The 24,270-nt window shown below is 68.8% G+C and carries 23 protein-coding genes; 13 read left to right on the top strand and 10 right to left on the bottom strand.

Annotated elements, in window-relative coordinates:
• Nucleotides 1-567 precede the first annotated feature (567 nt).
• Nucleotides 568-1,005, bottom strand: a complete 438-nt coding sequence (locus QQY66_RS42950) for a MarR family winged helix-turn-helix transcriptional regulator (RefSeq protein WP_301985847.1) — start codon at nt 1,003-1,005, stop codon at nt 568-570.
• Between the two features lie 125 nt (nt 1,006-1,130).
• Between QQY66_RS42950 and QQY66_RS42945 the strand changes: the two genes are divergently transcribed.
• The 5 genes from QQY66_RS42945 to QQY66_RS42925 all read left to right on the top strand — a co-directional run bounded on the left by QQY66_RS42945 (nt 1,131) and on the right by QQY66_RS42925 (nt 5,448).
• On the top strand, nt 1,131-1,634 hold the full coding sequence (locus QQY66_RS42945) for a hypothetical protein (RefSeq protein ID WP_301985846.1): 504 nt from the start codon (nt 1,131-1,133) through the stop codon (nt 1,632-1,634).
• Nucleotides 1,635-1,686: 52 nt separating this feature from the next.
• Complete coding sequence (locus QQY66_RS42940; protein WP_301985845.1) at nt 1,687-2,340, top strand: NAD(P)-dependent oxidoreductase; 654 nt, start codon at nt 1,687-1,689, stop codon at nt 2,338-2,340.
• Between the two features lie 224 nt (nt 2,341-2,564).
• Nucleotides 2,565-3,332 (top strand): transcriptional regulator, encoded by a 768-nt coding sequence (locus tag QQY66_RS42935; protein WP_301985844.1) that lies wholly within the window; start codon nt 2,565-2,567, stop codon nt 3,330-3,332.
• Nucleotides 3,329-4,492, top strand: coding sequence for a DSD1 family PLP-dependent enzyme (locus QQY66_RS42930; protein WP_301985843.1), 1,164 nt, complete (start codon nt 3,329-3,331; stop codon nt 4,490-4,492). Before QQY66_RS42935 ends, QQY66_RS42930 begins: the two co-directional genes overlap by 4 nt.
• Nucleotides 4,493-4,497: 5 nt before the next feature.
• Nucleotides 4,498-5,448 carry an ornithine cyclodeaminase family protein gene (locus QQY66_RS42925; RefSeq protein ID WP_301985842.1) on the top strand — a complete coding sequence of 317 codons (951 nt, stop codon included), beginning with the start codon at nt 4,498-4,500 and terminating at the stop codon, nt 5,446-5,448.
• A gap of 61 nt (nt 5,449-5,509) precedes the next feature.
• Here the strand turns inward: QQY66_RS42925 and QQY66_RS42920 are convergent, their stop codons facing one another.
• Entirely contained in the window at nt 5,510-6,583 is a 1,074-nt protein-coding gene (locus QQY66_RS42920) for an alpha/beta fold hydrolase (RefSeq protein WP_301985841.1), read from the bottom strand.
• A gap of 154 nt (nt 6,584-6,737) precedes the next feature.
• Here QQY66_RS42920 and QQY66_RS42915 point away from each other — a divergent pair, with 154 nt between their 5' ends.
• Both QQY66_RS42915 and QQY66_RS42910 read left to right on the top strand, forming a co-directional pair.
• Nucleotides 6,738-7,391 carry a TetR/AcrR family transcriptional regulator gene (locus tag QQY66_RS42915; protein WP_301985840.1) on the top strand — a complete coding sequence of 218 codons (654 nt, stop codon included), beginning with the start codon at nt 6,738-6,740 and terminating at the stop codon, nt 7,389-7,391.
• A gap of 291 nt (nt 7,392-7,682) precedes the next feature.
• Complete coding sequence (locus tag QQY66_RS42910) at nt 7,683-8,564, top strand: aldo/keto reductase (RefSeq protein ID WP_301985839.1); 882 nt, start codon at nt 7,683-7,685, stop codon at nt 8,562-8,564.
• 119 nt (nt 8,565-8,683) lie between these two features.
• Here QQY66_RS42910 and QQY66_RS42905 read toward each other — a convergent pair whose 3' ends face one another.
• Nucleotides 8,684-9,790, bottom strand: a complete 1,107-nt coding sequence (locus QQY66_RS42905) for an ABC transporter substrate-binding protein (RefSeq protein ID WP_301985838.1) — start codon at nt 9,788-9,790, stop codon at nt 8,684-8,686.
• Nucleotides 9,791-9,946: 156 nt separating this feature from the next.
• On the opposite strand from QQY66_RS42905, the gene QQY66_RS42900 reads away from it, so the two are divergent.
• The 6 genes from QQY66_RS42900 to QQY66_RS50655 all read left to right on the top strand — a co-directional run bounded on the left by QQY66_RS42900 (nt 9,947) and on the right by QQY66_RS50655 (nt 13,711).
• Nucleotides 9,947-10,423: a MarR family winged helix-turn-helix transcriptional regulator gene (locus QQY66_RS42900; protein WP_301985837.1), complete on the top strand. Its 477-nt coding sequence runs from the start codon at nt 9,947-9,949 to the stop codon at nt 10,421-10,423.
• Between the two features lie 331 nt (nt 10,424-10,754).
• Entirely contained in the window at nt 10,755-11,237 is a 483-nt protein-coding gene (locus QQY66_RS42895) for a MarR family winged helix-turn-helix transcriptional regulator (RefSeq protein WP_301985833.1), read from the top strand.
• A 125-nt stretch (nt 11,238-11,362) separates the two neighbouring features.
• Nucleotides 11,363-11,983 carry a DsbA family protein gene (locus QQY66_RS42890; RefSeq protein WP_301985832.1) on the top strand — a complete coding sequence of 207 codons (621 nt, stop codon included), beginning with the start codon at nt 11,363-11,365 and terminating at the stop codon, nt 11,981-11,983.
• A 45-nt stretch (nt 11,984-12,028) separates the two neighbouring features.
• On the top strand, nt 12,029-12,835 hold the full coding sequence (locus tag QQY66_RS42885; RefSeq protein WP_301985831.1) for an MBL fold metallo-hydrolase: 807 nt from the start codon (nt 12,029-12,031) through the stop codon (nt 12,833-12,835).
• Between the two features lies 1 nt (nt 12,836).
• Nucleotides 12,837-13,265 (top strand): nuclear transport factor 2 family protein, encoded by a 429-nt coding sequence (locus QQY66_RS42880; RefSeq protein WP_301985830.1) that lies wholly within the window; start codon nt 12,837-12,839, stop codon nt 13,263-13,265.
• A 74-nt stretch (nt 13,266-13,339) separates the two neighbouring features.
• The gene (locus tag QQY66_RS50655; RefSeq protein WP_367667039.1) at nt 13,340-13,711 is read left to right on the top strand and encodes an IclR family transcriptional regulator C-terminal domain-containing protein; all 372 of its coding nucleotides are present in this window, start codon (nt 13,340-13,342) and stop codon (nt 13,709-13,711) included.
• Between the two features lie 422 nt (nt 13,712-14,133).
• Here QQY66_RS50655 and QQY66_RS42870 read toward each other — a convergent pair whose 3' ends face one another.
• The 7 genes from QQY66_RS42870 to QQY66_RS42840 form a co-directional block, all read right to left on the bottom strand.
• On the bottom strand, nt 14,134-15,624 hold the full coding sequence (locus tag QQY66_RS42870) for a glycoside hydrolase family 43 protein (protein WP_301985828.1): 1,491 nt from the start codon (nt 15,622-15,624) through the stop codon (nt 14,134-14,136).
• Between the two features lie 72 nt (nt 15,625-15,696).
• A complete protein-coding gene (locus QQY66_RS42865; RefSeq protein ID WP_301985827.1) occupies nt 15,697-16,440 on the bottom strand; it encodes a cupin domain-containing protein in 744 nt (247 codons plus the stop codon).
• Nucleotides 16,437-17,360: a PmoA family protein gene (locus tag QQY66_RS42860; protein WP_301985826.1), complete on the bottom strand. Its 924-nt coding sequence runs from the start codon at nt 17,358-17,360 to the stop codon at nt 16,437-16,439. Before QQY66_RS42860 ends, QQY66_RS42865 begins: the two co-directional genes overlap by 4 nt.
• Nucleotides 17,353-18,480, bottom strand: coding sequence for a Gfo/Idh/MocA family protein (locus QQY66_RS42855; RefSeq protein ID WP_301985824.1), 1,128 nt, complete (start codon nt 18,478-18,480; stop codon nt 17,353-17,355). The genes QQY66_RS42860 and QQY66_RS42855 overlap by 8 nt, the downstream gene beginning before the upstream one ends.
• Before the next feature lie 201 nt (nt 18,481-18,681).
• The gene (locus tag QQY66_RS42850) at nt 18,682-20,379 is read right to left on the bottom strand and encodes a substrate-binding domain-containing protein (RefSeq protein WP_301985823.1); all 1,698 of its coding nucleotides are present in this window, start codon (nt 20,377-20,379) and stop codon (nt 18,682-18,684) included.
• Between the two features lie 121 nt (nt 20,380-20,500).
• Entirely contained in the window at nt 20,501-22,492 is a 1,992-nt protein-coding gene (locus QQY66_RS42845) for a DUF4978 domain-containing protein (RefSeq protein WP_301985822.1), read from the bottom strand.
• A 135-nt stretch (nt 22,493-22,627) separates the two neighbouring features.
• Nucleotides 22,628-24,055, bottom strand: coding sequence for an RICIN domain-containing protein (locus QQY66_RS42840; RefSeq protein ID WP_301985821.1), 1,428 nt, complete (start codon nt 24,053-24,055; stop codon nt 22,628-22,630).
• Between the last annotated feature and the right edge of the window lie 215 nt (nt 24,056-24,270).

The following is a 24,270-nucleotide window of genomic DNA, read 5'->3' as shown; positions in this document are numbered from 1 at the left end:
GGGCGATGACCGCCCGCGCATCAGGCGAGGACGCTGTGTCCACTGGCCCGTGTGCCTTCGGCGGGTGCCGGCCCGATCCTGACACCTTTCGACGTCAAAGCCCCAGGCCGAACCACGGAGGCCCGGATGCGTGCCGACTGGGGGGCAGGAGTGGGGGCGTCGGCTCGCCGACTTCACGCAGGTGCGGCTGGCGGACATGGACGGGCATGGGGTGGACATGCAGGTCCTGTCGTCCTGGGGACGGACAGCCCAGGTCGGCGCCCACGCACTTCGCCTGATCTACGACGGAGTGGTCGACGAGTTCCCCGGGGTCTCGGTGATGCTGGGGCACCAAGAGCAGGCCACGACAGCTGCCCTCCCACCGGCCACCGCCAGGACACGGCCGGCGACCGCGAGCCAAGGCACGCGCATCACCCGTGCCGTGCCGTGCCGGTGGACGGGGCGGGCCCATGGTCTCTGCGATGACGGCGAAGGGCGACTGTCCTGCGGTCCGGGCGACCGGCTGCAGGTGGCCATGTGGTTACCCCGGTCCATCCTGCGCCGAGGGTCTCCGCGTCCGCGCGGAACTCATTCGTTGGCGTCACGGAGCGTGCGCAGGATGCGCTCCAGGCAGCGGCGGTCCTCGGATGAGAGCGGTCCAGTGACGTGGCTGCGGAGATGGGAGACGTGGGTGGTCATGGCGCGGTCGAGCGCCTCGGCGCCCTTGTCGGTCAGTGCGGCGAGCGCGGCTCGCCGGTCGGCAGGGTCGGGATCGCGGCGGATCAACCCCTCCTTCGCCATGCGGTCGGCGAGCCGGGTGAAGCCGCCCGAGCTGAAGGACACGGCTTCCGCCAGATCCGTCATGCGCAGCCGGTGCCCGGGGGTGCGCCCCAGTCGCAGCAGCACCTCGAACCAGGTGTCCGGGACTCCCAGGTCCCGGTGCACCAGGGGCCTGAGGCGAGCGAACGCCTCCACGAACAGGCCGTAGAGCGTCACGTCGTCGTCGTTCAGCAGTTGCTCGTTCACCCCACGAGGATGACAGAAAGCCGAGAGCGGAAGAATCTGCCATTGCAATATCTGTACCTACAGATATATTGTCTGCGTCGGCAGATACTTTTGGCTGTACGCCCCCACAGATGTGGAGCCCGATCATGCGCAAGCGCACCCTCCCCGCGTTCGGTGTCGCCGCCGCCACGGCCGGCGCCCTCACCCTCGGCCTGTCCCTGGCGCCCGCTTCGGCGGACGCCGCCCCCGCCTCGCACGGGCACCGCACGATCACCATCAAGGCCGTCGAGAAGGGCACCGCGATCAACATGGTCGACGTCGCCCCGGCCGACTCCGCCCTCGGAGACCAGCTGATCGGAACCGGCGACCTCATCGGCCGCGACGGCCGCAAGCTCGGCACCAGCAGCTTCGTCGGCGTCTCCACCGACGCCAAGCCACGCACCGCCGAGCTGCTGACCTTCGTCTACGAGCTGCCCGGCGGAAAGATCACCACAGCCGGCACGGCGAAGCTCTCCACCTCCGGACCCGTCTTCGACGAGCGGTTCGCCATCACGGGCGGCACCGGCACGTACAAGAACGCCTCCGGAGAGGTGCGCGTCCTGCAAGAGACGGTGGAGCAGGCGAAGGTCACCTTCGAGATCCAGCACTGACGACAGCGCTGACCACACCCACGCATACGAAACAAGCACGAACGGAGTCACTGTGAAGATCCTCCTGATCGGCGCCACCGGCATGATCGGCTCCCGCGCCACGGCGGAAGCGCTCAGCCGCGGCCACGAGGTCACCGCCGCCACCCGCTCGGGCCGCGCGGAGGGCCTGCCGAAGCACGAGGCGCTGACCGTCCTCGCCCTGGACGCCTCCGTGCCGGGCAAGGTCGCCCAGTCCGCTGCCGGACACGACGTCGTCATCTCCGCCGTCTCCCCGCCCCGCGACGGCTCCGACCCGGCCGCCCCGCTGCTGGCGACGTACAAGTCCCTGGTCGAGGGGCTGCGCATCGCGGGGGTGCACCGCCTGCTGGTGGTCGGAGGGGCGGGCAGCCTGAAGACCGCCTCGGGCCAGGACCGGGTCGACACCCCGGACTTCCCCGAGATGTACAAGGCCGAGGCGCTCGCCCAGCGCGAGGTGCTGCGCCTGCTGCGCGCCGAAGTGGGCGACGACCTGCACTGGACGTACGTCTCCCCCGCCGACGAGATCGCCCCCGGCGAGCGCACCGGCACCTTCCGCCTCGGCGGCGACGACCTGCTCATCGCGGAGGACGGCACCAGCTTCATCAGCGCCGAGGACTACGCGGTCGCCCTGGTCGACGAGGCCGAGAAGAGCACCGCGATCCGTCGCCGCATCACCGTCGCGTACTGACGGGTTGCCCTCGCTGCGCCTGTACGAGTGGATTGAGGCCCCTCATGACTGCCCTCTCCCTCAAGGTCCTCGACCTCGACTTCCAGGCGGGCAGCAATGGAGCCTGCGCAGCGCCCTAGGGGAGGGTTTCAGGTCACGGACCAGCACCTCGGACTTTTAGTCCAGGCTCTGGACGTCTACTATAGTTGGACGTCCAGGGCTGGATGAGACTGAGGGATGGTGTGATGGCCGACGGAAGTGCGGACGCGATCCTGGCGGCGTTGCTGCCGGTCGTCGATGGGTTGGCGGAGACGTTCGGGCCGACGTGCGAGGTCGTGTTGCACGACTACCGGCGGGGTGAGCAGTCGGTCGCGGCGGTCTCGGGTGCGGTGACCGGCCGCAAGGTCGGCGGCGCGCTGAGCGAGATCGGCCTGGCCGTGCTGGCGCAGGGGGACGCGGCGACGAACGACATCAACTACGTGACGCGCACCGGGGACGGGCGGATCATCAAGTCGTCGACCATGCCGTTGCGCGACGGTGCGGGCCATGTGTTCGGGGCGTTGTGCGTCAATGTCGACGTCACGGCGCTGCGGCAGGCCGGCGACCTGCTGACGGCACTGGCGGGGACGGCGCCCGTGCAGGTGACGGACACCACGTTCAGCAACGACTTCGACGACGTGGTCGACGCGCTGATCCGGGCCGAGGAGGTGTCCCGCGGGAAGCCGGTGAGCAGTCTGACCCGGGTGGAGCGGCTGGTTCTCCTCCACGTCCTGGACCGGCGCGGTGTCTTCGCGGTGCGCAACGCGGTTCCGCGGATCGCCGAACGGCTCGGCGTGTCCCGCTCGGCGGTCTACGCGGATCTCAACGAGTGCCGCAAGACGCCACCGGCTGACCCGCAACACCGCAGCGATGGCGTGGCCCCGGTGGCACGGCGGCACCGACCTCCGCGGACCGAGGAGAGCCCCGGAGCCGTGCGGCGGCCGGTCCCGACAAGCGGTGAGGAAAGCCGATGACCGACGGCGACCAGGCACTGAGAGGCCGGAGAACGCTCGACGATCCGGACACCCCGTTCCTGGCACTGGACGCGGCAACGGTGAAGGCGAACATCAGCCGGCTGCGCGAGCACCTCGACGCGCTCGGCGTCACACTGCGGGCCCACGTCAAGACGGCCAAGTCCCTCGACGTGGCCACGCTGCTGTACGACGGGCAGCCGGGACCGATCACGGTGTCCACGCTGGCGGAGGCCGAGGCGTTCGCCGACGCCGGATACCGGGACATCCTGTACGCGGTCGGCATCACACCGCACAAGCTTCCCCGGGTGACCGCGCTACGGGAGCGTGGCGTGGACCTGACGGTGCTGCTCGACAGCGTGGAGCAGGCCGCCGCACTCGCTGCGCATCGCTCGGGGATGTCCGGCATTCCGGCACTGGTCGAGGTCGACTGCGACAGCCACCGCGGTGGGGTGCGACCCGACGACCCGGTACTGCCTGCCATCGCGCGGACCCTGCGCGACGGCGGCGCGGTCCCGCGGGGTGTGCTCGTCCATGCCGGCGAGTCGTACTACGCCGACGGCGAGGACGAACTGCGCGCCGCCGCCGAGAACGAGCGCCGGTGCGCCGTGCAGGCCGCCGAGGTGTTGAGGGCGGCCGGTCATGAGGTGCCGGTGGTGAGCGTGGGTTCGACGCCGACCGCGCACTTCGCGACCGACCTCACCGGCGTCACCGAGGTCCGGGCCGGCAACTTCGTCTTCTTCGACCTGGTGATGGCCGGGATCGGCGTGTGCTCCACGTCCGACCTGGCGATGACGGTGGTCACGACCGTGATCGGTCACCGTCCGGACAAGGGGTGGATCCTCACCGACGCGGGCTGGATGGCGACGTCACGGGACCGCGGCACCTCGCGTCAGCGAGTGGATCAGGGATACGGCCTCGTCGCCGACCTGGACGGCACTCTGTTCGACGGCCTGTTGATGACCGACGCGAGCCAGGAGCACGGCGTGCTGTCCATGCGCCCGGACAGCACCGCCGGGCTACCCGACCTGCCGGTCGGTACGCGCGTGCGGATCCTGCCCATCCACGCCTGCGCGACCGCCGCACAGCACGACCACTACCACTTGACCGAAACCGGCTCCCGCACCGTCGAAGCCGTGTGGCCGCGCATCCGAGGATGGTGACCACCATGCGTTTCCTGCCCGAGGAGCGGTCCGCCGCTCTCATCACCGAAGAGCTGGCCTTCACGGCAGTGCGGGACGCGTTGATCGCTGCCGCCGGCCCGCATGCCGAGGTCTTCCCCGCCGTCCTCGGCCACGGATCACAGGACGAGAACCGGTTCGCCGTGAAGTCCGCCGCAGCGGCGCGGCTTGCCGGAGTGAAGATCGGCAGCTACTGGCCGGGCAACGCCGACAAGGGCCTTCCCCGGCACAACTCCCTGGTTCTCCTCTTCGACCAGGAGCACGGCCGCATCGGTGCGGTCGTCGAAGCCGGCGTGGTCAACGCCTACCGCACGGCCGCGGCCGACGCGGTCGCCGCGAGCGTCCTGGCACGGGCCGACGCCACCACCTTGACCATCTTCGGCACGGGCCACCAGGCCCTGTACGAATGCGCAGCGGTCTCCCGCGTACGTCCCATCAGCACCATCCATGTCGTCGCCCGCACCCCCGAGCGCGGCGAGCGTTTCCTGACCCAGCTGGCAGAGCGCGGGCTCGCCGGCCGGCTCACCCCTGCCGAACAGGCGTGCCGCGCCGCCGACATCATCATCACCGCCACCACCGCCACCGCGCCGCTGTTCGACGGTGCGTGGGTGCGCCTTGGCACCCACATCGCCAGCATGGGCTCCGACGCCCACGGCAAACAGGAACTGCCTGTGCAACTGCTCAGGGAGGCCCACCTGTTCTGCGACCTTCCCGCCCAGGCGCTCCGCATCGGGGAACTGCAGCATGTCGCCCACCTCATCGACGACGGCACCCTCGCACTCACCGCCGTGGGCGACGTCCTGACCGGGCAGACCGAGGGGCGCCACAGCGAGCAGGACATCACCGTGTTCGACAGCTCCGGCATAGCCCTGCAGGACCTCTTCGTCGCCGACGCCCTCCTGCACGCCGCCGCACCCACTGCCGAAGCCACCACATGACCCACACAGCCCGCCCGGATGTTCCCCCCGGCCCGGGGGAACACCTGGTGATGCGCGGGGGTCAGGTCAGTTGGTCGCGGAGCCACTGCAGGCTCCAGGGGACGATCTCCTGGGCCTTCTGCATGGCGCAGTGGGTGGCGTTCGGGACGAGCCGGACGACGGTGTTCGGGCGGGCCTCCAGGGGCCTGGAGTCGTCGGCCGGGACGTGCTGGTCCTGGTCTCCGTTGACGTAGAGCAGCGGTACGGGGTCGCTGCCCCAGTCGTCCAGGAGCCCCTGCGCACGCAGTGAGAAGGCGGCCATGGCGGCCTGGAGTTCGGTGAGGCTCGGCTCGGCGTCCAGGCGCAGGGAGTTGCCGAAGATGCCGGGCATGCCGAACCGGAGCCGGGCGGCGGCCTCGGGAGAGAAGGCGGTGTCGATGAGCCCGCCGATGCTCACCGCGGCGTCGACCATCCCGCGCAAAGCCAGCTTGATCGTCCAGTGCCCGCCGAAACTGAAGCCGACGGTGCCCACCTTGCGCGCCTGGGGAAAGCGGCGGCGCAGCCAGCCGATGACGTCGCCGACATACAGTTCTCCGTCGGGTCCGCTCGCGACCGGCGATTCCCCGGTCCCGGCCATGTCGACGGTGGCCACCCGCGCGCCGACCAGACGAGCCGTCGCGAGCGCGGTGGCGTGCACCTCGACCTTCCAGGTGTCCACGCCGCTGAAGACCAGCACGATCGGGGCGTCCGCGGGCAGGTTCTCGGGGACGTAGAGGTGAGTGGGGACCTGCACGGTTTCTCCGCGGAAGTCCACATCGATCACGTGGCGTTCGAAGGGCACCTCGAAGCCGGATGAGGCCTCCAGGAAGGTGCGCAGGTGGTTCTCGTATGCCCGGGTGTGCGCCGCGTTGCCGCCCAGGACCGGGAACTTGGCGATCCCGTACAGGTGGCTGGCCTTCAGCAGATCACCGTCCTTCTCGGCCTGCTCGGCGAGGAGGGACCACTCGTGCGCCCAGCCCCCGGGGCCCTCGGCCCACAGATCGCGGATGCGAGCGGACATCTCCTCCAGGACGGCGTCCTCGGTGCCCCCGAACCGCCACTGGGGGGCGCGCTCCTCGATGACTTCGGCGGGGTCTACGGCGAAGGTGAACGGCATGATGCGGCCCTCCAGAGGAGTGAGACGGCGAGACAGTGGGTCCCCACTTCCCTAAGTGTGCACCATGGTGCACCGATACATCAATAATGCATATATAGAATGGAGCAGCGCGAATCGAGTACACCAACCGTGACTTCCAGGCGAGGGAACACACGTGACCCGTTCACCCGCGGCAGCCAAGAGCCCGACAGGCCCGACCGAGCAGCCGATGGGCCGCAGGGAGCGGCAGCGGCAGCGGATCCGCTCCGCGATCCTGGACGCCGCCCTGGAGCTGTTCGCCGAACAGGGCTACGCCGCCACGACCATCGACCAGATCGCGGAACGTGCCGACCTTGCCCGCCGGACCGTCTTCAACCACTTCCCCCGCAAGCGCGACATGCTGGATGCCTGGAGGGTCGAGCGCCGCGAGCTCGTGGCCGCCCGGCTGGGTGACGGCGGCGTCCGCCGAGCCCCCGCCCGCCGCCAGCTCGAACTCCAGATGGAGGTCCTGACCCAGGTGAACGAGGAGAACCCCAGGATGGCCCGCGTCCTCTCGCTGGGCTGGCTGAGCGAACTGGAAACGTTCGAGAGCCCCTTCCCGGTCTTCGACTCGTTCCGCGACAGCGTCCGCCTCGGCCAGGAGAACGGCGACTTCCGCCCCTCCGTGACCCCGGAAACCGTCGCGGAAACCCTCAGTGCCATTTACACCGAAACCCTCCACCGCTGGCTCCAGGCACATCAGCACACCGACCAGCCATTCCCTCTCGGCCCGGCCCTTCGGGCGAAACTCGACCTCCTCCTCGACGGCCTCGCGGCGCCGCAGGACTGACGGCACCTCGGAACTGGCGACACACCGCTTTCGACAGGGGCCCGTGGCGCGTACCCGGACGGCTATGGATATGGCAAAGAATATGCACTGAAAGTGCATTGATACACCGGCAGTGCTACAAATGATCTGGAGGATCACCTGCGCGCCTGATCGACGAGCGCCCTCTGATCCCTCCACATCTGCCACGCCCATCCGCTCCGCCTCCGTCGAGTCAGGGCAGGGTTCGGCGTTGTCGCGGCAGACATGAACACTTCGGCTTCGCAGCCGGCTCAGCCTTGAGAGGACCTCCACGTGATCACGAACGCGACCGGTACCGCCGTCCAACCCGCAGCCGAAAGCGGCATCTTCCGGATCGGCGGCGACCTGCCGGTCCATCGCCTCGGCTACGGCACCATGCGCCTGCCCGGCCCCGGAGTCTGGGGGGAGCCCACCGACCGCGCCGAGGCCGTACGCGTCCTGCGCCGTGCGGTCGAGCTGGGAGTCACCTTCATCGACACCGCCGACTCCTACGGCCCTTTCACCGCCGAGCAGCTCATCCGCGAGGCACTGCACCCCTACGCGGACGACGTGGTCATCGCCACCAAGGGCGGCCTGACCCGGCAGGGCCCCGGTGAGTGGCGGCCGGTGGGCCGCCCCGAGTACCTGCGCCAGCAGGTCGAACTGAGCCTGCGCCACCTCGGCCTGGAGCGGATCGACCTCTACCAGCTGCACCGCATCGACCCGCAGGTGCCCCTCGCCGACCAGCTCGGCGCCCTGGCCGAGCTGCGGGACGCCGGCAAGATCCGGCACATCGGCCTCTCGGAGGTTTCCGCGGCCGAACTGGAGCAGGCCCGGGCGATCACCGAGATCGCCTCGGTGCAGAACATGTACAACCTCGCCGAGCGCAAGTCCGAAGACGTCCTGGACTACGCCGAGGCCAACGGCATCGGCTTCATCCCGTGGTTCCCCATCGCCACCGGACAGCTGGCCAGGCCGGGCGGCCCCCTCGACACCGTTGCCAAGGAGTACGACGCGACACCCTCTCAGCTCGCGCTGGCCTGGCTGCTGCGCCGTTCGCCGGCGCTGCTGCCGATCCCCGGCACCTCCTCGGTGGCCCACGTGGAGGAGAACATCGGCGCGGCTCGGATCCGGCTCTCCGACAGCGCCTACCAGGCCCTCGTCGACGCCGTCTGAGCCTGCCGGGCGCAGTCACGGTCTTGCGGGACGGAGAGCCGGCTGGACGAGATCCGCGCACGGCGATGAAACCCCGGGTTGCCGACCCGGGGTTTCATCGCGCGGGGCCGCCGTGCCGGTCAGCGCCCGGGGTGCAGGCCGAGCCACCCCGGGGAGGGAGCCCCCGTCACCTCGCCGACGTAGAGAGTGAGCTGCTGTCTGAAGCGCTCGACGAGACCCCGGTCCGCCATGAAGTCCTCGAAGCCGCCGAGGTGGGCGTTGCGGTATTCCCAGATGGGGCGGTAACCCTCGTGGGGCTGGACGTCGGTGCGGACCGACCACATGCAGAAGTCGGACTGCGTCTGCTTCGACAGCCACCAGTTCAGGTACAGCTTCGCGGCGGCGGGATGCTTCGCGTGCCGGAAGATGGCGGCGCGCTGGGCCCAGGCCATGAACGGGTCGTGCTTCGGGGCGACGAAGCGTGTCTTCACACCCGCCGCCGGGGTCAGCATGCCGTCCGTGCCCAGTGCGACGGCCGCGCGGCCCGCCTCGACCCGGTCCGCGGGTTCCTGCGTACCGCGCACCCAGGCCACGTCCTGGGCGACGAATCGCCGCAGCCACTCCCAGCCGTACTTGTCGACGATGAGGCTGTACAGGTACAGCACCGCGTCGTCGTCGTTCGGGTACGTCGAGACGATCTTCCCCTTCCAACGCGGGTCGAGGAGGTCCCGGGCCGAGGCGGGTGCCGTGCCGCCGGCTTTGTCGACGTTGTAGATGGTGGAGAAGGCGTCGACGAAGATGCCGGTCCACGCTCCGTCGGGGTCCCTGAAGGCCGGGTGGACGCGGGAGAAGCCGGCCGGCTTGTAGGGGAGCAGGACGCCTTCGCGCTTCCAGCGGGGAAAGTCCTGAAGGGTCTGCAGCTGTACGACGTCCGGGACGAGGGAGCCAGTGGCGAACTGGTTGTCGATGCGGGCGTCGTGGAACTTGCTGTAGTCCACGACGATGTTCAGGGTGATGCCGGGGAACGCCTTCTCGAAGGCGGCCTTGTTGCCGTCCTGCTGGGTGGCGGTGTCGCCGCCGGCATAGACGGTGAGAGTGCCACCCTCCGTCCTGGCCTCCCGGTACAGCTGCTTCAGGCTCTTCGTCTCCTCACCGGACTTCGCGGCGTACCCCGTTCCGGTACCCAGCGCCACTCCGGCGACCGTGAGTGAACCTGCGGCGAGTACCTGACGTCGTCCGACCGGCATGGATCTTCCCCTTCAGTGCAGTGCTGCGGTGCGCTGGACGGACAAGAAGATACCTTCCTGTGCAGCATTATTTCAAACTTCAAGTGAACCATACGGCAGGAGAATCCGGTGATTTGGGACCCAACAGGTACTTGAAAATGCTGTACCGTCAGCTTTATGAGTGAGCTGCTGAACGACGAGGGGGTTGTCCTGTACGGCGACATCCTGCGGCTGACGGACGCGATCGGCGGACGGGCCGAGCGCACCATCCGCGAGGCTGCTGGACTGGGCGGTTCCGAGTTCGAGGTGCTCCTGCGCCTGGCCCGCCATCCGGAGAACCGGATGACCAGCGCACGCCTGACCGAGGACCTGTCGTTCACCTCGGGCGGACTGACCCGGCTGATCGCCCGCATGGAGGAGGCCGGGCTGCTCGCCCGCCACCCCCACCCCGACGACCGCCGGGCCGCGCTCCTGGAGGCCACCCCGAAAGGTCGTGAACTGCTGGAACGCGCCCTCGCCGCGCATGTTCCCCAGGTCACCGCCGACCTTGTGGAGCCGCTCACCCCGGTCGAGCGGCTGATCCTGCGCGAGCTGGTGACCAAGCTGTTGGCCCACTCCGCACGCGGCACGGTGCAGGGATCCACACGGCCGTAACCGTCCAGCCTCTCCCGGTAACCCTCCAGCTCCTCCCCCGCCCAGCAGGATGCCGCACCGTGCCGACCCGGCGCCACCGACGCGTACGGCGGGCGCCGACGGGCACCGAGGCCACTGCGCGGCAGACCGCGCAGGCCCTCACGGCAGCGGCTCGGTATGGTGCGGCTGGATCAGGCCGGCCACGCGGGACGTGACGTCGTCGGCAATCCGACGACAAGATCCAGATTTCCCGCACCTTCCGGCCGAGGTGAGCGCCCAAGGCCGTGCGAGGCATGATCAGTGGATGCATGGTGTGGAGGACCAGTCGGGTGGGGGGAACGTGGAAGAGCCAATGGAGATCTCGTCGCCGAAGGAGGCCGCGGACAATGCGCTGGTGCTGGCGTTCGGGCGGTTGCAGGGGGCAGCGAACCGGTTGGAGTACATCCTCGGGCGGTCGCTGGAGCTGGAGTGCGGCATCACCCATCTGATGTTCGAGGTGCTGCTCATCCTAGGGCGGGCGGGCGATCCCGGACTGTCGATGCGGGCCATCGCCCAGGAGCAGGTGCTGACTACGGGTGGGGCGACGCGTCTGGTGGACCGGATGGAGACGGCCGGGCTGGTGGAGCGAGCCGAGGATCCCGGTGACAGGCGCGGGCGGCTGGTCCGGCTGACCCGGTTGGGGGAAGAGACCACAGTGCGGGCGTCCAGGGTGCACGTGGAGAACGTCCGGCGTTACTTCCTGGCGCCGCTGCCACCCGAGGACCGGGAGCGGTTCGCCGAGGACCTGCGGATCCTGAGCCACTCCGCACGGGACGAGCTGCCGCGCCTGCCGTGACGGCCCCTCCGGGCTGAGGTGTGACGAGCACCACGCACATTGGGAAATATCTGACGCGTCAGCTACTGTTCCATCAGACGAATCGCTCGCATTCGGCAAGCGCCACACCTTCGCTGGGACCTTCGATGAAGCTCGTCTACGTCTTCGACGCCTACTGCGGCTGGTCGCACGGGTTCTCCGGAACTCTGCGCGAGGTCGTCTCCCGTCATCCCGAGTTGCCGGTCGAGGTGGTCTCCGGCGGCCTGTTCACCGGGCCACGCCGGGTACCGATCCACGAGTTCGGCTACGTCCAGGGCTCCAACGCCCAGATCGCCGAGCTGACCGGCGCCGAGTTCGGCGAGGGCTACGAGCGGCTGATCGCCGACGGATCGTTCGTGATGGACTCCGAGGCCGCCGCGCGCGGCGTCGTCGCCCTGCGCCGGATGGCCCCCGACCGCGTGGCGGAACTGGCCGGCGCCCTCCAGCATGCCTTCTACGTCGACGGCCTCAGCCTCTCCGACCCCGCAACCTACAGGAAGGTCGCCGGGGAGGCCGGTCTGGACGCCGACGCCGTCGCCGCCGCCTTCGACGCGCCCGAGGCGCACAACGCGGCGGCGGACGACTTCCACCGCTCCGCCGAGCTGGGTGTCACCGGATTCCCCACTCTGCTCGCCGTCGACGGCGACCGAGTCGCCGTCCTGGCCCATGGCCACGCCACCGCCGACGAGGTCGACCGGCGACTGGCCACCCTGACCACCGCGCCCTGACCACGCCCCCACTCACTGAATTCCGTCCCCTTCAGGAGGCCCCGCATGAGCACCCTCTCCTTCAAGGTCCTCGACCTCGACTTCCCGGCCGGCAGCAAGAACAAGACCGCCACCCTCGTCACCGGCGAGCAGGAGGCGCTGCTGGTCGACGCCGCCTTCACCCGGGCCGACGGCCACCGCCTGGCCGCCGAGATCCTCGACTCCGGCAAGAAGCTGACCACCGTGTTCGTCAGCCACGGCGACCCCAACTTCTACTTCGGCGCCGAAATCCTCGCCGACGCCTTCCCCGACGCCGTCTTCGTCGCCACCCCGATCGTCATCGAGCACATCCAGCACTCCTACGAGGGCAAGCTCAAGGCCTGGGCGGCCCTCGGCCCGAACCTGCCCACCCGCCTGGTCGACCTCACCCCGCTGACCGGCGACCTCACCCTCGAAGGCCACCGCTTCGAGCTCAAGGGCGGCCCGGCGGGTCTGCCCGACCGCCACTACCTGTGGCAGGCCGAGCACCGCGCCCTCCTCGGCGGCGTCCTGCTCTTCCAGCAGGAGCACGTCTGGGTCGCCGACACCCCCACCCCCGACGACCGCTCCGTCTGGATCGACCTGCTCGACGAGATGGCCTCCCTGCAGCCGGAACTGGTCGTCCCCGGCCACCGCCTGCCCGGCACGGCGGCCGACGCCTCCGCCATCACCGCCACCCGCGACTACCTCCTCGCCTTCGAGGAGGAACTCGGCAAGGCGGCCGACGGCGCCGCGCTGACCGAGGCACTCGTCAAGCGCTACCCCGACAACGGCATGCTCATCGCCGCCCAGATCGGCGCGAAGGTCGCCAAGGGCGAGATGAAGTGGGGCTGAGATGACGTACGAGCACACCGACTTCGCGACCTCCACGGCCCCGGCCGACGTGGTCCGCCGCCAGTACCTGGCCTCCGCGGCCGGCGACCTGGAGGCCCTGCGCGCCACCCTCGCCCCCGACGTGGAGTGGACGGAGATGGCAGGCTTCCCCCTCGCCGGCACCTACCGCACCCCCGACGGCGTGACCTCGAACGTGATGGAGAAGCTCGGCCAGGACTGGGACGGCTGGACCGCTCACGACGACACCTATGTCGTCGACGGCGAGAACGTCGTCGTCCTCGCCCGCTACACCGCCACCAACAAGGCCACCGGCAAACCGATCAACGTCCGCGTCGCCCACCACTTCGTGGTCCGCGGCGGCCTGATCGTCCGCTTCGAACAGTTCACCGACACCGCCCTCGTCCGCGACGCCATGGCGCAGGGCGCGTGAGGTCGTCGGCGTGCCCGACGGCTTCCGGTTGTTGAGTCGGTCCGGGGCACGGTGCCGGGATTGCTCCCGGCACCGTGCCCCGGACCGCTCACCGCCCATTACCTTCGTACCGATCTCTCGGCAACGGGCTCTTCACGGGTTCTGCCGTCAGTCGGGGTTCGTGGTCGGCCAGGGGCTGGGATCTTGTTGCCCCGGTAGGTGTAACGGAAGACCGCCACCTTCTCGAGCCCGCCCGGCTTGGGCCCCGCTCGGCGTCGCGCACTCGCTTCCTGGACGGCGTGGAGGGCCCCAGTGCATGCGTCGGCGCATGCGTGCGCGACCGCACGGGCACCGCCCTCGCCGCCGTGGCCGTGGCGGCTCCGTCCGTCCGCTGCACCCGCGCACGGCTCACGGAACTGTCCCAACCTCTGCTCACGGCCGTACAGGACATCGGTCAGGGACTGTGAACGACTCCGGCGCACGCCGTGGCAGTCTTCGAAGCTCGTCATACGACCTCTCCGAGCAGGTTGCTCACAGAGCGAGCCGGACCCGACGCTTCAGCAACCGCGCTCACGCGGTGTCCCGCCGATCCACGGCGGCGTGCCCATAGCGTGCCCGTAACGTCTACGCCCCGGACGCCCCGACCGGCTCCGGCGACGACACGGGGCTCGGGACTGCCCGAGGGCGCCTCCCAACTGCCCGACGACGCCCGTCTGGCCCGCTTCGTCAGCACCTTCGCCTGCCTCGGCTTCACCATGGCAGGCCACATCCTCGGCCGCGCAGTCCTGACCGGCGTTGCGACGAGAAGCGGCGACGGCCGACTCCACCGCGGAGTGTTGCCGGCGTCTGTCGGACAGCTCCAAGGACATGATTCTGGCCGGAGTTCGTGTCACGCCCGCTGTTCGGCGAACCGGACCCGGCGGACGAGGACCTCCCGCGACTCGGTCCACACACCGACCAAGCGTCCGGTGAACCCGCCCGCCACTTCTGTGGAGAGATAGCGTCCGTCGAGGCGGGCGAGGACATCGGTAGCGGTTCCGACACCGATGCCCAGTTCGATGTCGTCCGGTCCGTTCCAGGTCGGCTCCGTGGATCGGATGCGGAGGGGGACACGGGGGCCGAGCAGCGGGCGGGCGCCGAGAACTGTCTGGACCTGTCCGATCCGTGCGACGGCCGTGACTTCGCCGTCGGCGACGCGCAGCCCGTACCAATGAGCACCATCGAGCCGTAGCGCGACGGTGAACGCGCCCTCTCCCGGCTCGACGAGGAAGTCGGCCTCCCAGTGGTCTCCGCCGACGCGGGTGAACAGGCCCGAGGGCTCACCGGTCTCGCTCGGTGCGTGCCCCACGACCACCCCTTCCGGCACGCTGTGGACGAACCGGTCGGGACGCTCCCCTGGCGAGACCCACCTGAGATGCAGTCCGGGCGCGGAGAAGTCGTCCTCGAAGTCCCGCTGCCCGGTGGGGACGCGCAGGCTCGCCGGCACGAACTGTGGCCAGTCCGCCACCCAGGAGACGTCGGCGAGGAACGTCTCACGCCCGTTGACGTGGAAGCGCGGACTGCGGCCGCGCGGCCGGGTGCCGAGATACACCGCCGCCCAGGTCCCGTCGGGACGCTCCACCAGATCGGCATGACCGACGTTCTGGACGGGATGAGCCGTGCTGCGGTGGCTGAAGACCGGATTGTGCGGGGCGGCCTCGAACGGCCCCTGGGGGCTGCGTGAGCGTGCGACCGAGATCACGTGGCCCCGGTCGGTGCCGCCTTCGGCGATGACCAGGTACCACCAGGCGCCGCGACGGTACAGATGCGGCCCCTCGGAATGGGCCAGGCCGGTGCCGTGCCAGATCCACCGCGGCTTCTCGAGGACCACGCCCCGCTCCAGGTCGACCGCGACCTGTCTGATGCCGATCTCGGTCTCCGACCACGAGCAGTAGGTGACCAGGCACGTTCCCTCGTCGTCCCAGGCCAGGTCCGGGTCGATGCCGTCGAGTTCGGTCAGGCACACCGGCGCCGACCACGGCCCGGCCGGGTCGGTCGCGTGGTAGATCCGATGACCACCGCGAGCGTCGTCGATGTTCGTGGTGATCAGCCAGAACCGTCCCCCGTGGTGGCGCAGCGTCGGGGCGTAGATGCCACGGCTCGACGGCGACCGGCCCGCGGGGAACTGGTCGTCCCTCGTCAGGGCGTTGCCGATCTGATGCCAGGACACCAGGTCCCGGGAATGCCAGATCGGGATGCCGGGGCTGTACTCGAACGACGAATTCGCCAGGAAGTAGTCCTCGCCGACCCGGCACACCGATGGATCGGGATACATCCCTGACAGGATCGGGGCGGTCGCCGCGTCGGCGCTCCCGGCGCCTTCCGGCAGCATCGAACTCATGCGAAACACTTTCCTTGGTTCGAACCCGGGCAGATCAGCAGCCGTTCGGGCACGTTCGAGTGGGGGCGTGCGTCACTGAGGCTCGGCCGATGTGCCGGCCCGCCGGGCCGGGTCGTAGGCGCGCAGGAAACCGCACATGCCCAGGGTCTGCCCGGGCGGTTGGGCGATACGTGAGACGGTCGCCTCGTACAGGTGGTTGAGGTCGCCGTTGCGCAGGGAATCGATCTGCCGCAGCGCCGCCTGCGCGGAGGCCAGCGCACCGTCGTCGACCGTCTTCTCCCAGGCGTCCAGACGTGGCTGGACGAGTCGCACGGCTGCCGCGCAGAAGTCCTCGTAGGCCGAGCGGTTGCCGCGCCGCCACTGGAGCGTCAGCTCCCTGAACCCCTCGACGGCCAGATCTCTGCGAGCCTGGGCGCGCTCGGGGTTGGGGCTGCCGTCGGCGTCGAGGAGCGAGGCCGCGCCCGGATAGGTCTCGAGGGAGAGGTACGCGGGCGGGAAGGTCATGACCGCGTCGCCCGCTTCAGGCAGGCCGCTGTTCTGCATGATGACGATCACGCGCAGGTCTTCGTCGTTGATGGCGCGGTGGATCGTGCCCGGGGTGAACCAGACCGTGTCTCCGGGGTGCAGCTCGGTCGTCATGTGCCCTTGGTGATTGAGGGTTTCCAGTCGGCCGTGGCCGCTGATGACGACGTAGCACTCCGTGCAGGCGAGGTGCATATGGGGCGAGCCGCCGTGTTCGTCATCCGCCGTGGGCCAGGGGTACACCTCGAGCTGGCTGAGCCCCACGGCTCCGGGGAAGTCGGGGAGGGCGGTCACGGCGCGAACCTCTGGGCGATCGGCTCGAGTTCACGGCGGTCCACCATGCGGTCGATGAACACGAAGCGGTGGCTCAGGGACAGGGTCTCACCAGGTTCGAGCTTGATCTCGGTGTCAAAAGCGGGCGATGGGTTGAGACAGGCGAAGGCGCTGCTGCGGGCGAACCACTTCAGCGGGACGGCGGCCGTGGTGGTGCCGGCGTAGGCGAGGACCGTGGCACCGCCGTCGATCTCGTCGTGCTCGCCGGTGATGGCGGCCCAGGCGCCCTGGGTGCCCATGACTGCGTCGCCTTCGTGGCCGCCGTCGGCGATGACGTCCGCGCCGGTCCAGGCCCGGGGCCCACGCCAGAACAGTCCTGTGTAGCCGGCGTTGGGGCGGCCGTGTGTGGTGGGGCTGCCCAGTTCCAGGGGTTCGCGGTGCACGTTGGTCAGGGCGGTGGTGAAGTCCAGCGCCCAGACACCGTCGTCGGTGTCGGCGCTGTGGAAGCGAAGGATTCGGGTCTCGTCGATCCACACCTCGTCGCTGGAGGCGAACCAGTCCAGGACCTCGGCGATCGACACCTCGCTGCCGCTGTCGTCCTGCCGGTCGAAGCCGCGGTGCACTTGCTGGCCGTGGTTCTCCCGCCACACGTAGCCGTGGCCGGGCGCGCCCTTCTCGAAGGTGGGCCCGCCCCAGAAGTTGTCGCCGGACAGGTGCGACCAGGTCAGCTGCAGGCCTTTGTGCCAGCGGTGGTCCCAGGGCCGGTATACGCCCACGGGCGCACCGGAGAGGGTCTTCAACGGGTAGAGATACGGCTTGGGGGATTCCTCGAGAGGAGTGTCCGGCCGGTAGACGTACGTGGCGAGGTCCGTGCCCGCGGCCGACACCACGAACTCGGTCCCGGCGTCGTCGTGCTCGATTCTGAAGTGTGTGTCAGACATCGGTGTTCTCCTTGACGGCGTTGTCCTGGGCGATGCCGAGGCGGCCGCACATGGAGTGGTAGAAGGGGTTGTCCGGGGTCAGCATGTCCGGGGTGACGGGGCGTCCGGTCGTCGCCGACTGGTACAGGGCGGCGATGAAGGCCAGGACGCGGCGGCCGTCGTCGCCACTGGCTTCGGGGCGTTGCCCGGCGCGCAGCGACCGCAGGAGCACGCGCAGCTGCGCGGCGTGCGAACTGGCCTCGTCGTCGAGCGGTGCCCCGATCTCGGCGGGCGTTGCCTTGGCCCGGTGGGGTGCGGGAGTCCACGTCCAGTGGGAGTTGTCGTAGCCGTAGAGGTGGGACAGCTCGACCGTGGCCTCGGGGAAGTCGAAGCGCAGATAGCTGGTCTCACGGGCGGAGAGGAGGCTGTTGACCATGGACACCATGGCGCCGTTGGCGAAGCGGACCATGGCCATGGAGACGTCCTCGGTCTCCACCTCGCGGGCCAACGTGCCCATGGCGGCGCGGACTTCGGTCCAGTCCCCCATCAAGGACAGCATGAGGTCCATCTGGTGGATGCCGTGGCCCATGGTGGGACCGCCGCCCTCGGTCTCCCACTTGCCGCGCCAGGGGACGTCGAAGTAGGCGTCGTCCCGGTACCACAGGGTGTGGCAGACACCGACCAGGGGCGCGCCGAGGCGGCCGGTGCGGATCTGCTCCCGCAAGGCCCGGGCGGCGGAACCGAACCGATGCTGGAAGACGTAGGAGACGTACGGGCCGCCCTCGCGCTCGTGGGAGCTGACGGCGTCGTACTCCGCGACCGAAAGGGTGGGGGGCTTCTCGCACCACACCCATGCCCCGGCGTCCAGGCAGGTGGTGACGGCCTCGCGGTGGGCGATCGGGGGCGTACAGACGATGACCAGGTCGGGGCGCTCCTCCCGGAGCATCTGCCGTAGGTCGTCATAAGCGGCGGGGATGTCCCACTGGGCGGCGAAGGCCTTGGCGCGTTCCTGGTCGACATCGACGACCGCGATGACGGTGGCTTCGCCGTTCTGGGCCTGGACGGCGGGCATGTGGCAGCCGCCGGCGATGTTTCCGGCGCCGACGATCGCCACTCTCACGGCCGGTCTGTCCTCAGTCATGTGGCTCTCTCGTAGAAGCTCGGTGCTGCGGTGGGCGCGGTACCGGGTCCTGACCCGGAGCGGTCGAACAGAACGACTTCGCGCGGACGGCGCCGGCGCTCGCCGACGTGACGTGGCAGCAGCAAGAACGTAGTGATCGGTCACGTTTGAGGTCAAGAGTTACGCAGTGATCGATCACATTTCGCTGTGGAAGTCCTCGCTCTACCGGCGGGCCGGGCCGCTCGAATCTCGCGGAATGATCCGGAACAGGTCGTCGACGTCAGCCACGGGTGCGGGCTCGCCGCGCAGGAGGGCGAGCAGCGACAGCATCGCCCGGCGACCGACCTCTTCCTTGTTGATGTGCACCGTCGAGATGGTCGGCGAGAAGTACTGGGTGAACTCCTCGTTGTCCCAGCCGAACACGCTGACGTCCCCCGGGACGCGCCATCCGCGATCCTGGAAGCCGCGGATCACACCCATGGCGACGTAGTCGTTGGCGGCCAGCACAGCCGTCACGCCGGAATCGGGTGGCAGGTCCCGGGCAGTGTCGTATCCGGAGCGCATCGACCAGTCGCCGTCGACCACGCCGTAGGACTCCAGGCCCAGTCGCTCGATCGCCTCCACGTACACCGCGCGCCGGTTGCGCGCCGAGGCCCACTCCTGCGAGCCGGCAACGTGGAGGAACCGGCGGTGCCCCTGGTCCGCGAGGTGACGCAGGATCTGCTCGGCGGGCCGCCCGTCGGCCAGTCGTCCCCGGGAGTGCAGATTGTCGTCGTACTCACCCAGCACGACGACGGGCCGTTGCCCGGCATCGGCACCGTCGGGCATGTCCGCCAACGGCACCAGCGACAGCACGCCGTCCGCCTGCTGGGCGTCCAGCAGGGACATCACAGTCTGCGCTCGCCGCGACTTCCCGCCCTCCAGGCCGATGACGTCCGTCATGTAGCCGGCCTCGTGCGCGGCCGCCGACGCGCCCCTCAACAGGGGAATCGGTACGAAGCTGCCCAGTTCGGGCAGCACGATCGTGATCCGGTGGGACCGCTTGGTACGCATGGACCGCGCCATGAGGTTGGGCCGGTACTTCAGCTCGGCAACGGCACGCTCGATCCTCGCCCGCGTCGCCGGCCGCATTCCGCCGTCGTTCCTGAGATACCGGGAGACGGTCTGGTGCGACACTCCGGCCCTCCGGGCCACCTCCCAGATGGTCGCCCGCTTCTTCTCCGAGCCGGTTTTTGTTCCTGTGGCCCGCCCGGCCTTCCTCACCCGCAGGGGGCGTCCCGCCCGCTCGCACAGGGATTCCAGCAGCTGCGCACCGGACGCCTCCGCGGGCAGGCCGTAGGCACCGGCGAAGGACCCGACCCGCGCCGCCAGGTCGCGGACGTCCACCAGGCCACGGGACGCGGCTTCGGCGACGACGGCGCCGACGCGGGAGGCGTCGGCACGGACGCGCAGCAGGTCGACGACGGTCCGGTGCACCGTGGTGACGGGCAGGCCGTCGACGGCGGTGATGTCGCCGTCGTCCGCCCGCGCGCAGTGCAGCACCACGCTCTCGTCACGAGTGGTACGGCGTACCGGGACAGTCAGCTCCACGCGATCGGCGGGCCAGTCGCCCAGTCCGTGCACCGCGCAGGCGGAGGCGTGCGAGACGACGCCCGCCTTGGGGCCCGAGGCGCTGCGGTGCCGCACCGGCGTCCTGGGATCCAGCCGCAGCCACGCGACCTTGATCCTGAGGTTCTCCGGTGAGGAGGAGGCGGCGATGCGGTACACCCCGTGGCCGACGCTCTCCAGCAGTCCGGCGCGCTCCAGCCTCAGAAGCTGCACTCCCTGCACGCCGTCCAGCTTGGCCTGGGCGGTGGTGACCAGCCCCCACTGGTCGGCGGCCCTTTCTTCCAACGCCTTCAGCACGTCAGCCTGACTCATTCAGCAATCATTACACTCGGTCGTTCCCGCAGACGACAGCAGGGTGTCCGGTTCACCAGCCGTCACGGCCGGTGAACCGGACACCCTCGCTGATCAGATGCCCCGAAGGCGGGGATGCCGCCTACTTCGGTTCAAACGCCCAGACCGTGCTCGAGTCCTGCGATCCCGAGTTCCACTTCACTTCACCCGCGGAGGTCCTGTACAGGTATGCCCTTCCCGCCGAGTTGTTCTTCACGCGGATCCCGCCTCCGGCGACCCCTTCCAGGCTCCAGAGCGAGCTGTCGGAAACGGATCCGGAATTCCAGAGGACACCGTTGTTGCTGGATACGGTTTCCAGGTAGTTGCGCCCTGATCTTGCGTTCTTGATGGTCCAGGATCCGGACGGGTTCTTGGCGACAATCCAGTCCTGGTCGTCGTAGACCGTCTTGGCCGCCAGCGTGACCGTACCGTTCAGGTCGGTGTCGAGGTAAAGGCCCGAGGAGGAATGCCTCATCTTGTACGTCGCACCGCTGACGAAGTAGGTGACCCGTACGCATTCGCCGGCCGCCAGGTCGATGGCGATGTTCCCTGAGACCGTGCTGTACGTTTTGGCCCCGGCCCTCACCCAGTTGTCGTTCCCGTCGTAGTGTCCGGTCTCGACGGACCTTATGACGCCGACGGTTCCCGGCACTGTGAACGTGGCCTCGCCCGTGCCGGTGAATGCGAACTCGGCCGCACCTCGCCTGACGGCGAATGCCTGCGCACCGCTCGATGTCGTGTACGTGATGTCCACGCCGCCCACGGGTTTGGTGGTGGTGGCGCTGGCGGTCGCATTCCGGTTGAACGTCTGCAGGTTGGTTCCGCCGGCTTCCACCGGGCTCTTGCTGGCCATATCCCGGTGGATCTTGTTCAGCACGTGGTTGAGGGCGGCGACCTTGTCGGAGACGGCCTTGCGGGTGACGACCTTGGTGGTCGGATTGAAGTTGTACAGGCCGTGGTTGCTGCTGCCCGTGCTGGAGTCCGGGTCCAGGGCGGCGTAGAGGTTGAACGCGGTGTTGCCGGCGATGGCATTGAACTTCTGGACGTCCGCTGCCGGGGTGCCGGCGAAGTTCTCCATGATCATGGGGAAGTTCTTCCCCTGGGCCCAGAAACCGTCCGTTCCGTACTGATAGAGCGCGTCGTTGCTCTGTGTGTACGGGTCCCTTCCGAAGAAGTCGATGAACGCCTTCCCCTGGTTCCTGAGCGCCTCGTTCTCGGTGATCGGCCGGGCGTCCCCCACGACGTTGACACGGGTGTAGACCGAGTGGCTCGACTGCTTCACCACCTGCCCCAGCTGGTTCAGGTAATCGAGCAGCACGTCATTGCGGAACTTCGCCGCGTCGGTGTACCCGCCGCTGTTCCATCTGTCGGTGCTGTAAGTGCTGTAGCTCCGGTCGGAGGATTGGCCCCACTGCATCTGTGCCACGTTCGGCTCGTTCAGTACCTGTACCCCGATGAGAGTGTGGCTGGTGTCGGCCGCCGCGATGTGGGCCATGAGCCGGCCGAGCACGTACTTCTCCCTGCTGAGCAGGTTGGGGTCGGTCTTGTCCAGCAGATTGGTGCCGTTCAGCGCCAACTTCGTGCCGTCGGACTTCAGCACCAGCTGGTAGTCGTTCAGCACGTAAGAGGGAAACCGGGGCGCCAATGAGAAACCGGTCGAGTCGCAGCCGAACCAGAGGAGTTCGAGCTTGATGTCGTACTCCTTGCACCAGGCGAGGTACCGATCGATATCGGTCCAGTCGAAGGTGTCCTTCGAGGTCTCCACCTGCGACCACCAGATCGGGATGTTCACCACGGTGAAACCGTCGTCGCGGATCATCTGCAGCACGGGCTTCAGCTGGGCGTCCGTCCAGCCGAAGGTGTACTTGTGCTTCTCGTACCGGAACTGGATCCCGCTGTGGTAGAAGGGCTTCCCGTCAACCATGAGTACGAGCTTGTCGTACGTGGACTTCGAGGTGTCGACGTAGGAAACCAGGTCGGCCGCCGCGGCCTGCGGGAGGTTTCCGGCGAGATCGAGGGCGACACCCCCCAAGGCTGCTGCCCCGGTCGTGGTGAGGAACCTGCGGCGCGACCACAGATCGCTGTTCGACTTCATTGGACTACCTCCGTGTTACGGCAATCAGCCGCCGACTGATGAAACTGCTGGTGTCGTCCGTCATGCGTTGTCGCCATGCGGCCCTCTCGGGGAGGCCGCATGGCAAGCTCTTCTTCGGGAAAGCAGGCGAGTCGGTCAAGCTCCGCGCTTGAACTGCTGGTTGGTGCCTGAGCCGCAGGTCCACTGGATCAACTTGGCGCCGTCGGCCGTGGCGGCGCCGGCGACGTCCAGGCACTTTCCGCTGAGCCGGGAGACCAGGCGGACGTAGCCGCCACCGGCGTCCTGAAGCTGCCACTGCTGGTTGGTGCCGCTGCCGCAGGGCCACTGGATGATCTTGTTGCCGTTGGCGGTGGAGTTGTCGGCCACGTCCATGCACATGCCGCTGTGCCTGGCCATGAGCTGCACGTATCCGGTGCCGAGGTCCTTGAGCCACCAGGCCTGGTTCATACCGCCGTTGCAGCGGTACTGGGTGAGCTGGACCCCGTCGTCCACGGACTTGCCCGGTACCTCGACGCACTTGCCGCTGTGGCGGGCGGCGAGGGTCTCCCACGGTCCGCCGGCGCCGTCGACCTCGCCGGTGGCGGTGTCGATGGAGAGCTGGGGGACCCAGTCCATGGTCATGGAAGTGTTGCTGGGGAACTCCAGCGGCAGCCACACGTACTTGGAGGCGTTGACGTTCTGCGCAAAGGAGTTGCCCCACCGGTCGCCCATGTAGAGGTACTCGGTGCCCGAAGTACCCTGCACGGGCAGCACATAGGCGGTCTGCGAGCCGTACGCGGTGGAGTCGCCGATGTTCTGCGGCTCGCTCCAGGTGCCGGTGACGCTGGAGGCGGTGGCGTACTTCTGCTGGTTGGGGTTCCAGCCGGTGGCGCCCGAGGTGAGCAGGAAGTACACGCCGTTGCGCTTGAACATCGCCGGGGCCTCGCGCAGTTGGCCCGGCCACAGCAGCTGTACCCGGCTCTCGACGGTCAGGTAGTCGGCGCTGAGGCGGTAGACGTGCAGGTCCCGGTTGTTGTTCGCGGCCGAGATCATGTAGCCGGTGCCGTCGTCGTCCCTGAACAGCGTGATGTCACGGGACATGTAGCCGAGCGGGCGGAAGCTGCCCTGCCAGGTGTAGTCACCGTCGACGGTGTCGGAGACCGCCACCGCCGCACGGGCCTGGTTGTAGTCGCTGCCGTTCTCCTTGTGCATCCACATCACGAACTTGCCGGTGCTGCTGTTGTAGATGACCTTGGGGCGCTCGATGTTGGCCACGGCCAGTTCGGGGTCGGTGGCCTGGGTCAGGACGTGACGTCTGAACTCCCACCTCTTCAGGTCGGTCGAGCGGTACACGGAGACGTACCGGAAGGTGTTGTCCTCGTTGCGGTTCTCACCGAACCAGTAGTAGTACGTGCCGACCTTGATCACCCCGCCGCCGTGGGCGTGGACCACGGCGCCGGTGGTGTCGGTGAACTGGGTTCCGTTGGTGATGGTGACCGTCGCAGCGTGTGCGGTGCCCGCCAGGAGCGTCTGCGGCAGCAGGGCAACGAGCACGGCGAGGACGAGTAGCCAGGCGCGGCGCATGAGATGTGCCTCCACTTCGGCTGCCGCTTGCAAGACGAAGGCAACACGGCAGGACAGGAGCGATCAGAGGTTGGCCGAGATGACCGAGCGCAACCGATCAGAAGTTCACTGAAACCAACGCTGTCGCACATGAGACTGGCGGGACCGCTGGTGTGTCAATGGTGTTAACGAGGTGAATTCGCCGCGGCTCGCGGCCCAGGTGGCCCAGCCGACGG

It is taken from the genome of Streptomyces sp. DG2A-72 (genome assembly GCF_030499575.1).
Taxonomy (GTDB): domain Bacteria; phylum Actinomycetota; class Actinomycetes; order Streptomycetales; family Streptomycetaceae; genus Streptomyces.
The sequence above is the reverse complement of the archived record's forward strand: the minus strand, read 5'-3'. Positions and strand labels throughout refer to the sequence as shown.

Excerpts from the sequence above, each read along its gene's own strand:
- QQY66_RS42905 (WP_301985838.1), bottom strand. The coding sequence starts at position 9,790 with ATGCCGGTCGGACGACGTCAGGTACTCGCCGCAGGTTCACTCACGGTC.
- QQY66_RS42890 (WP_301985832.1), top strand. The coding sequence starts at position 11,363 with ATGAAGCTCGTCTACGTCTTCGACGCCTACTGCGGCTGGTCGCACGGG.
- QQY66_RS42840 (WP_301985821.1), bottom strand. The coding sequence starts at position 24,055 with ATGCGCCGCGCCTGGCTACTCGTCCTCGCCGTGCTCGTTGCCCTGCTG.
- QQY66_RS42850 (WP_301985823.1), bottom strand. The coding sequence starts at position 20,379 with ATGAGTCAGGCTGACGTGCTGAAGGCGTTGGAAGAAAGGGCCGCCGAC.
- QQY66_RS42925 (WP_301985842.1), top strand. The coding sequence starts at position 4,498 with ATGCGTTTCCTGCCCGAGGAGCGGTCCGCCGCTCTCATCACCGAAGAG.
- QQY66_RS42895 (WP_301985833.1), top strand. The coding sequence starts at position 10,755 with ATGGAGATCTCGTCGCCGAAGGAGGCCGCGGACAATGCGCTGGTGCTG.
- QQY66_RS42860 (WP_301985826.1), bottom strand. The coding sequence starts at position 17,360 with ATGTCTGACACACACTTCAGAATCGAGCACGACGACGCCGGGACCGAG.
- QQY66_RS42880 (WP_301985830.1), top strand. The coding sequence starts at position 12,837 with ATGACGTACGAGCACACCGACTTCGCGACCTCCACGGCCCCGGCCGAC.
- QQY66_RS42845 (WP_301985822.1), bottom strand. The coding sequence starts at position 22,492 with ATGAAGTCGAACAGCGATCTGTGGTCGCGCCGCAGGTTCCTCACCACG.
- QQY66_RS42920 (WP_301985841.1), bottom strand. The coding sequence starts at position 6,583 with ATGCCGTTCACCTTCGCCGTAGACCCCGCCGAAGTCATCGAGGAGCGC.
- QQY66_RS42900 (WP_301985837.1), top strand. The coding sequence starts at position 9,947 with ATGAGTGAGCTGCTGAACGACGAGGGGGTTGTCCTGTACGGCGACATC.
- QQY66_RS42945 (WP_301985846.1), top strand. The coding sequence starts at position 1,131 with ATGCGCAAGCGCACCCTCCCCGCGTTCGGTGTCGCCGCCGCCACGGCC.
- QQY66_RS42935 (WP_301985844.1), top strand. The coding sequence starts at position 2,565 with ATGGCCGACGGAAGTGCGGACGCGATCCTGGCGGCGTTGCTGCCGGTC.
- QQY66_RS42885 (WP_301985831.1), top strand. The coding sequence starts at position 12,029 with ATGAGCACCCTCTCCTTCAAGGTCCTCGACCTCGACTTCCCGGCCGGC.
- QQY66_RS42855 (WP_301985824.1), bottom strand. The coding sequence starts at position 18,480 with ATGACTGAGGACAGACCGGCCGTGAGAGTGGCGATCGTCGGCGCCGGA.
- QQY66_RS42870 (WP_301985828.1), bottom strand. The coding sequence starts at position 15,624 with ATGAGTTCGATGCTGCCGGAAGGCGCCGGGAGCGCCGACGCGGCGACC.
- QQY66_RS42930 (WP_301985843.1), top strand. The coding sequence starts at position 3,329 with ATGACCGACGGCGACCAGGCACTGAGAGGCCGGAGAACGCTCGACGAT.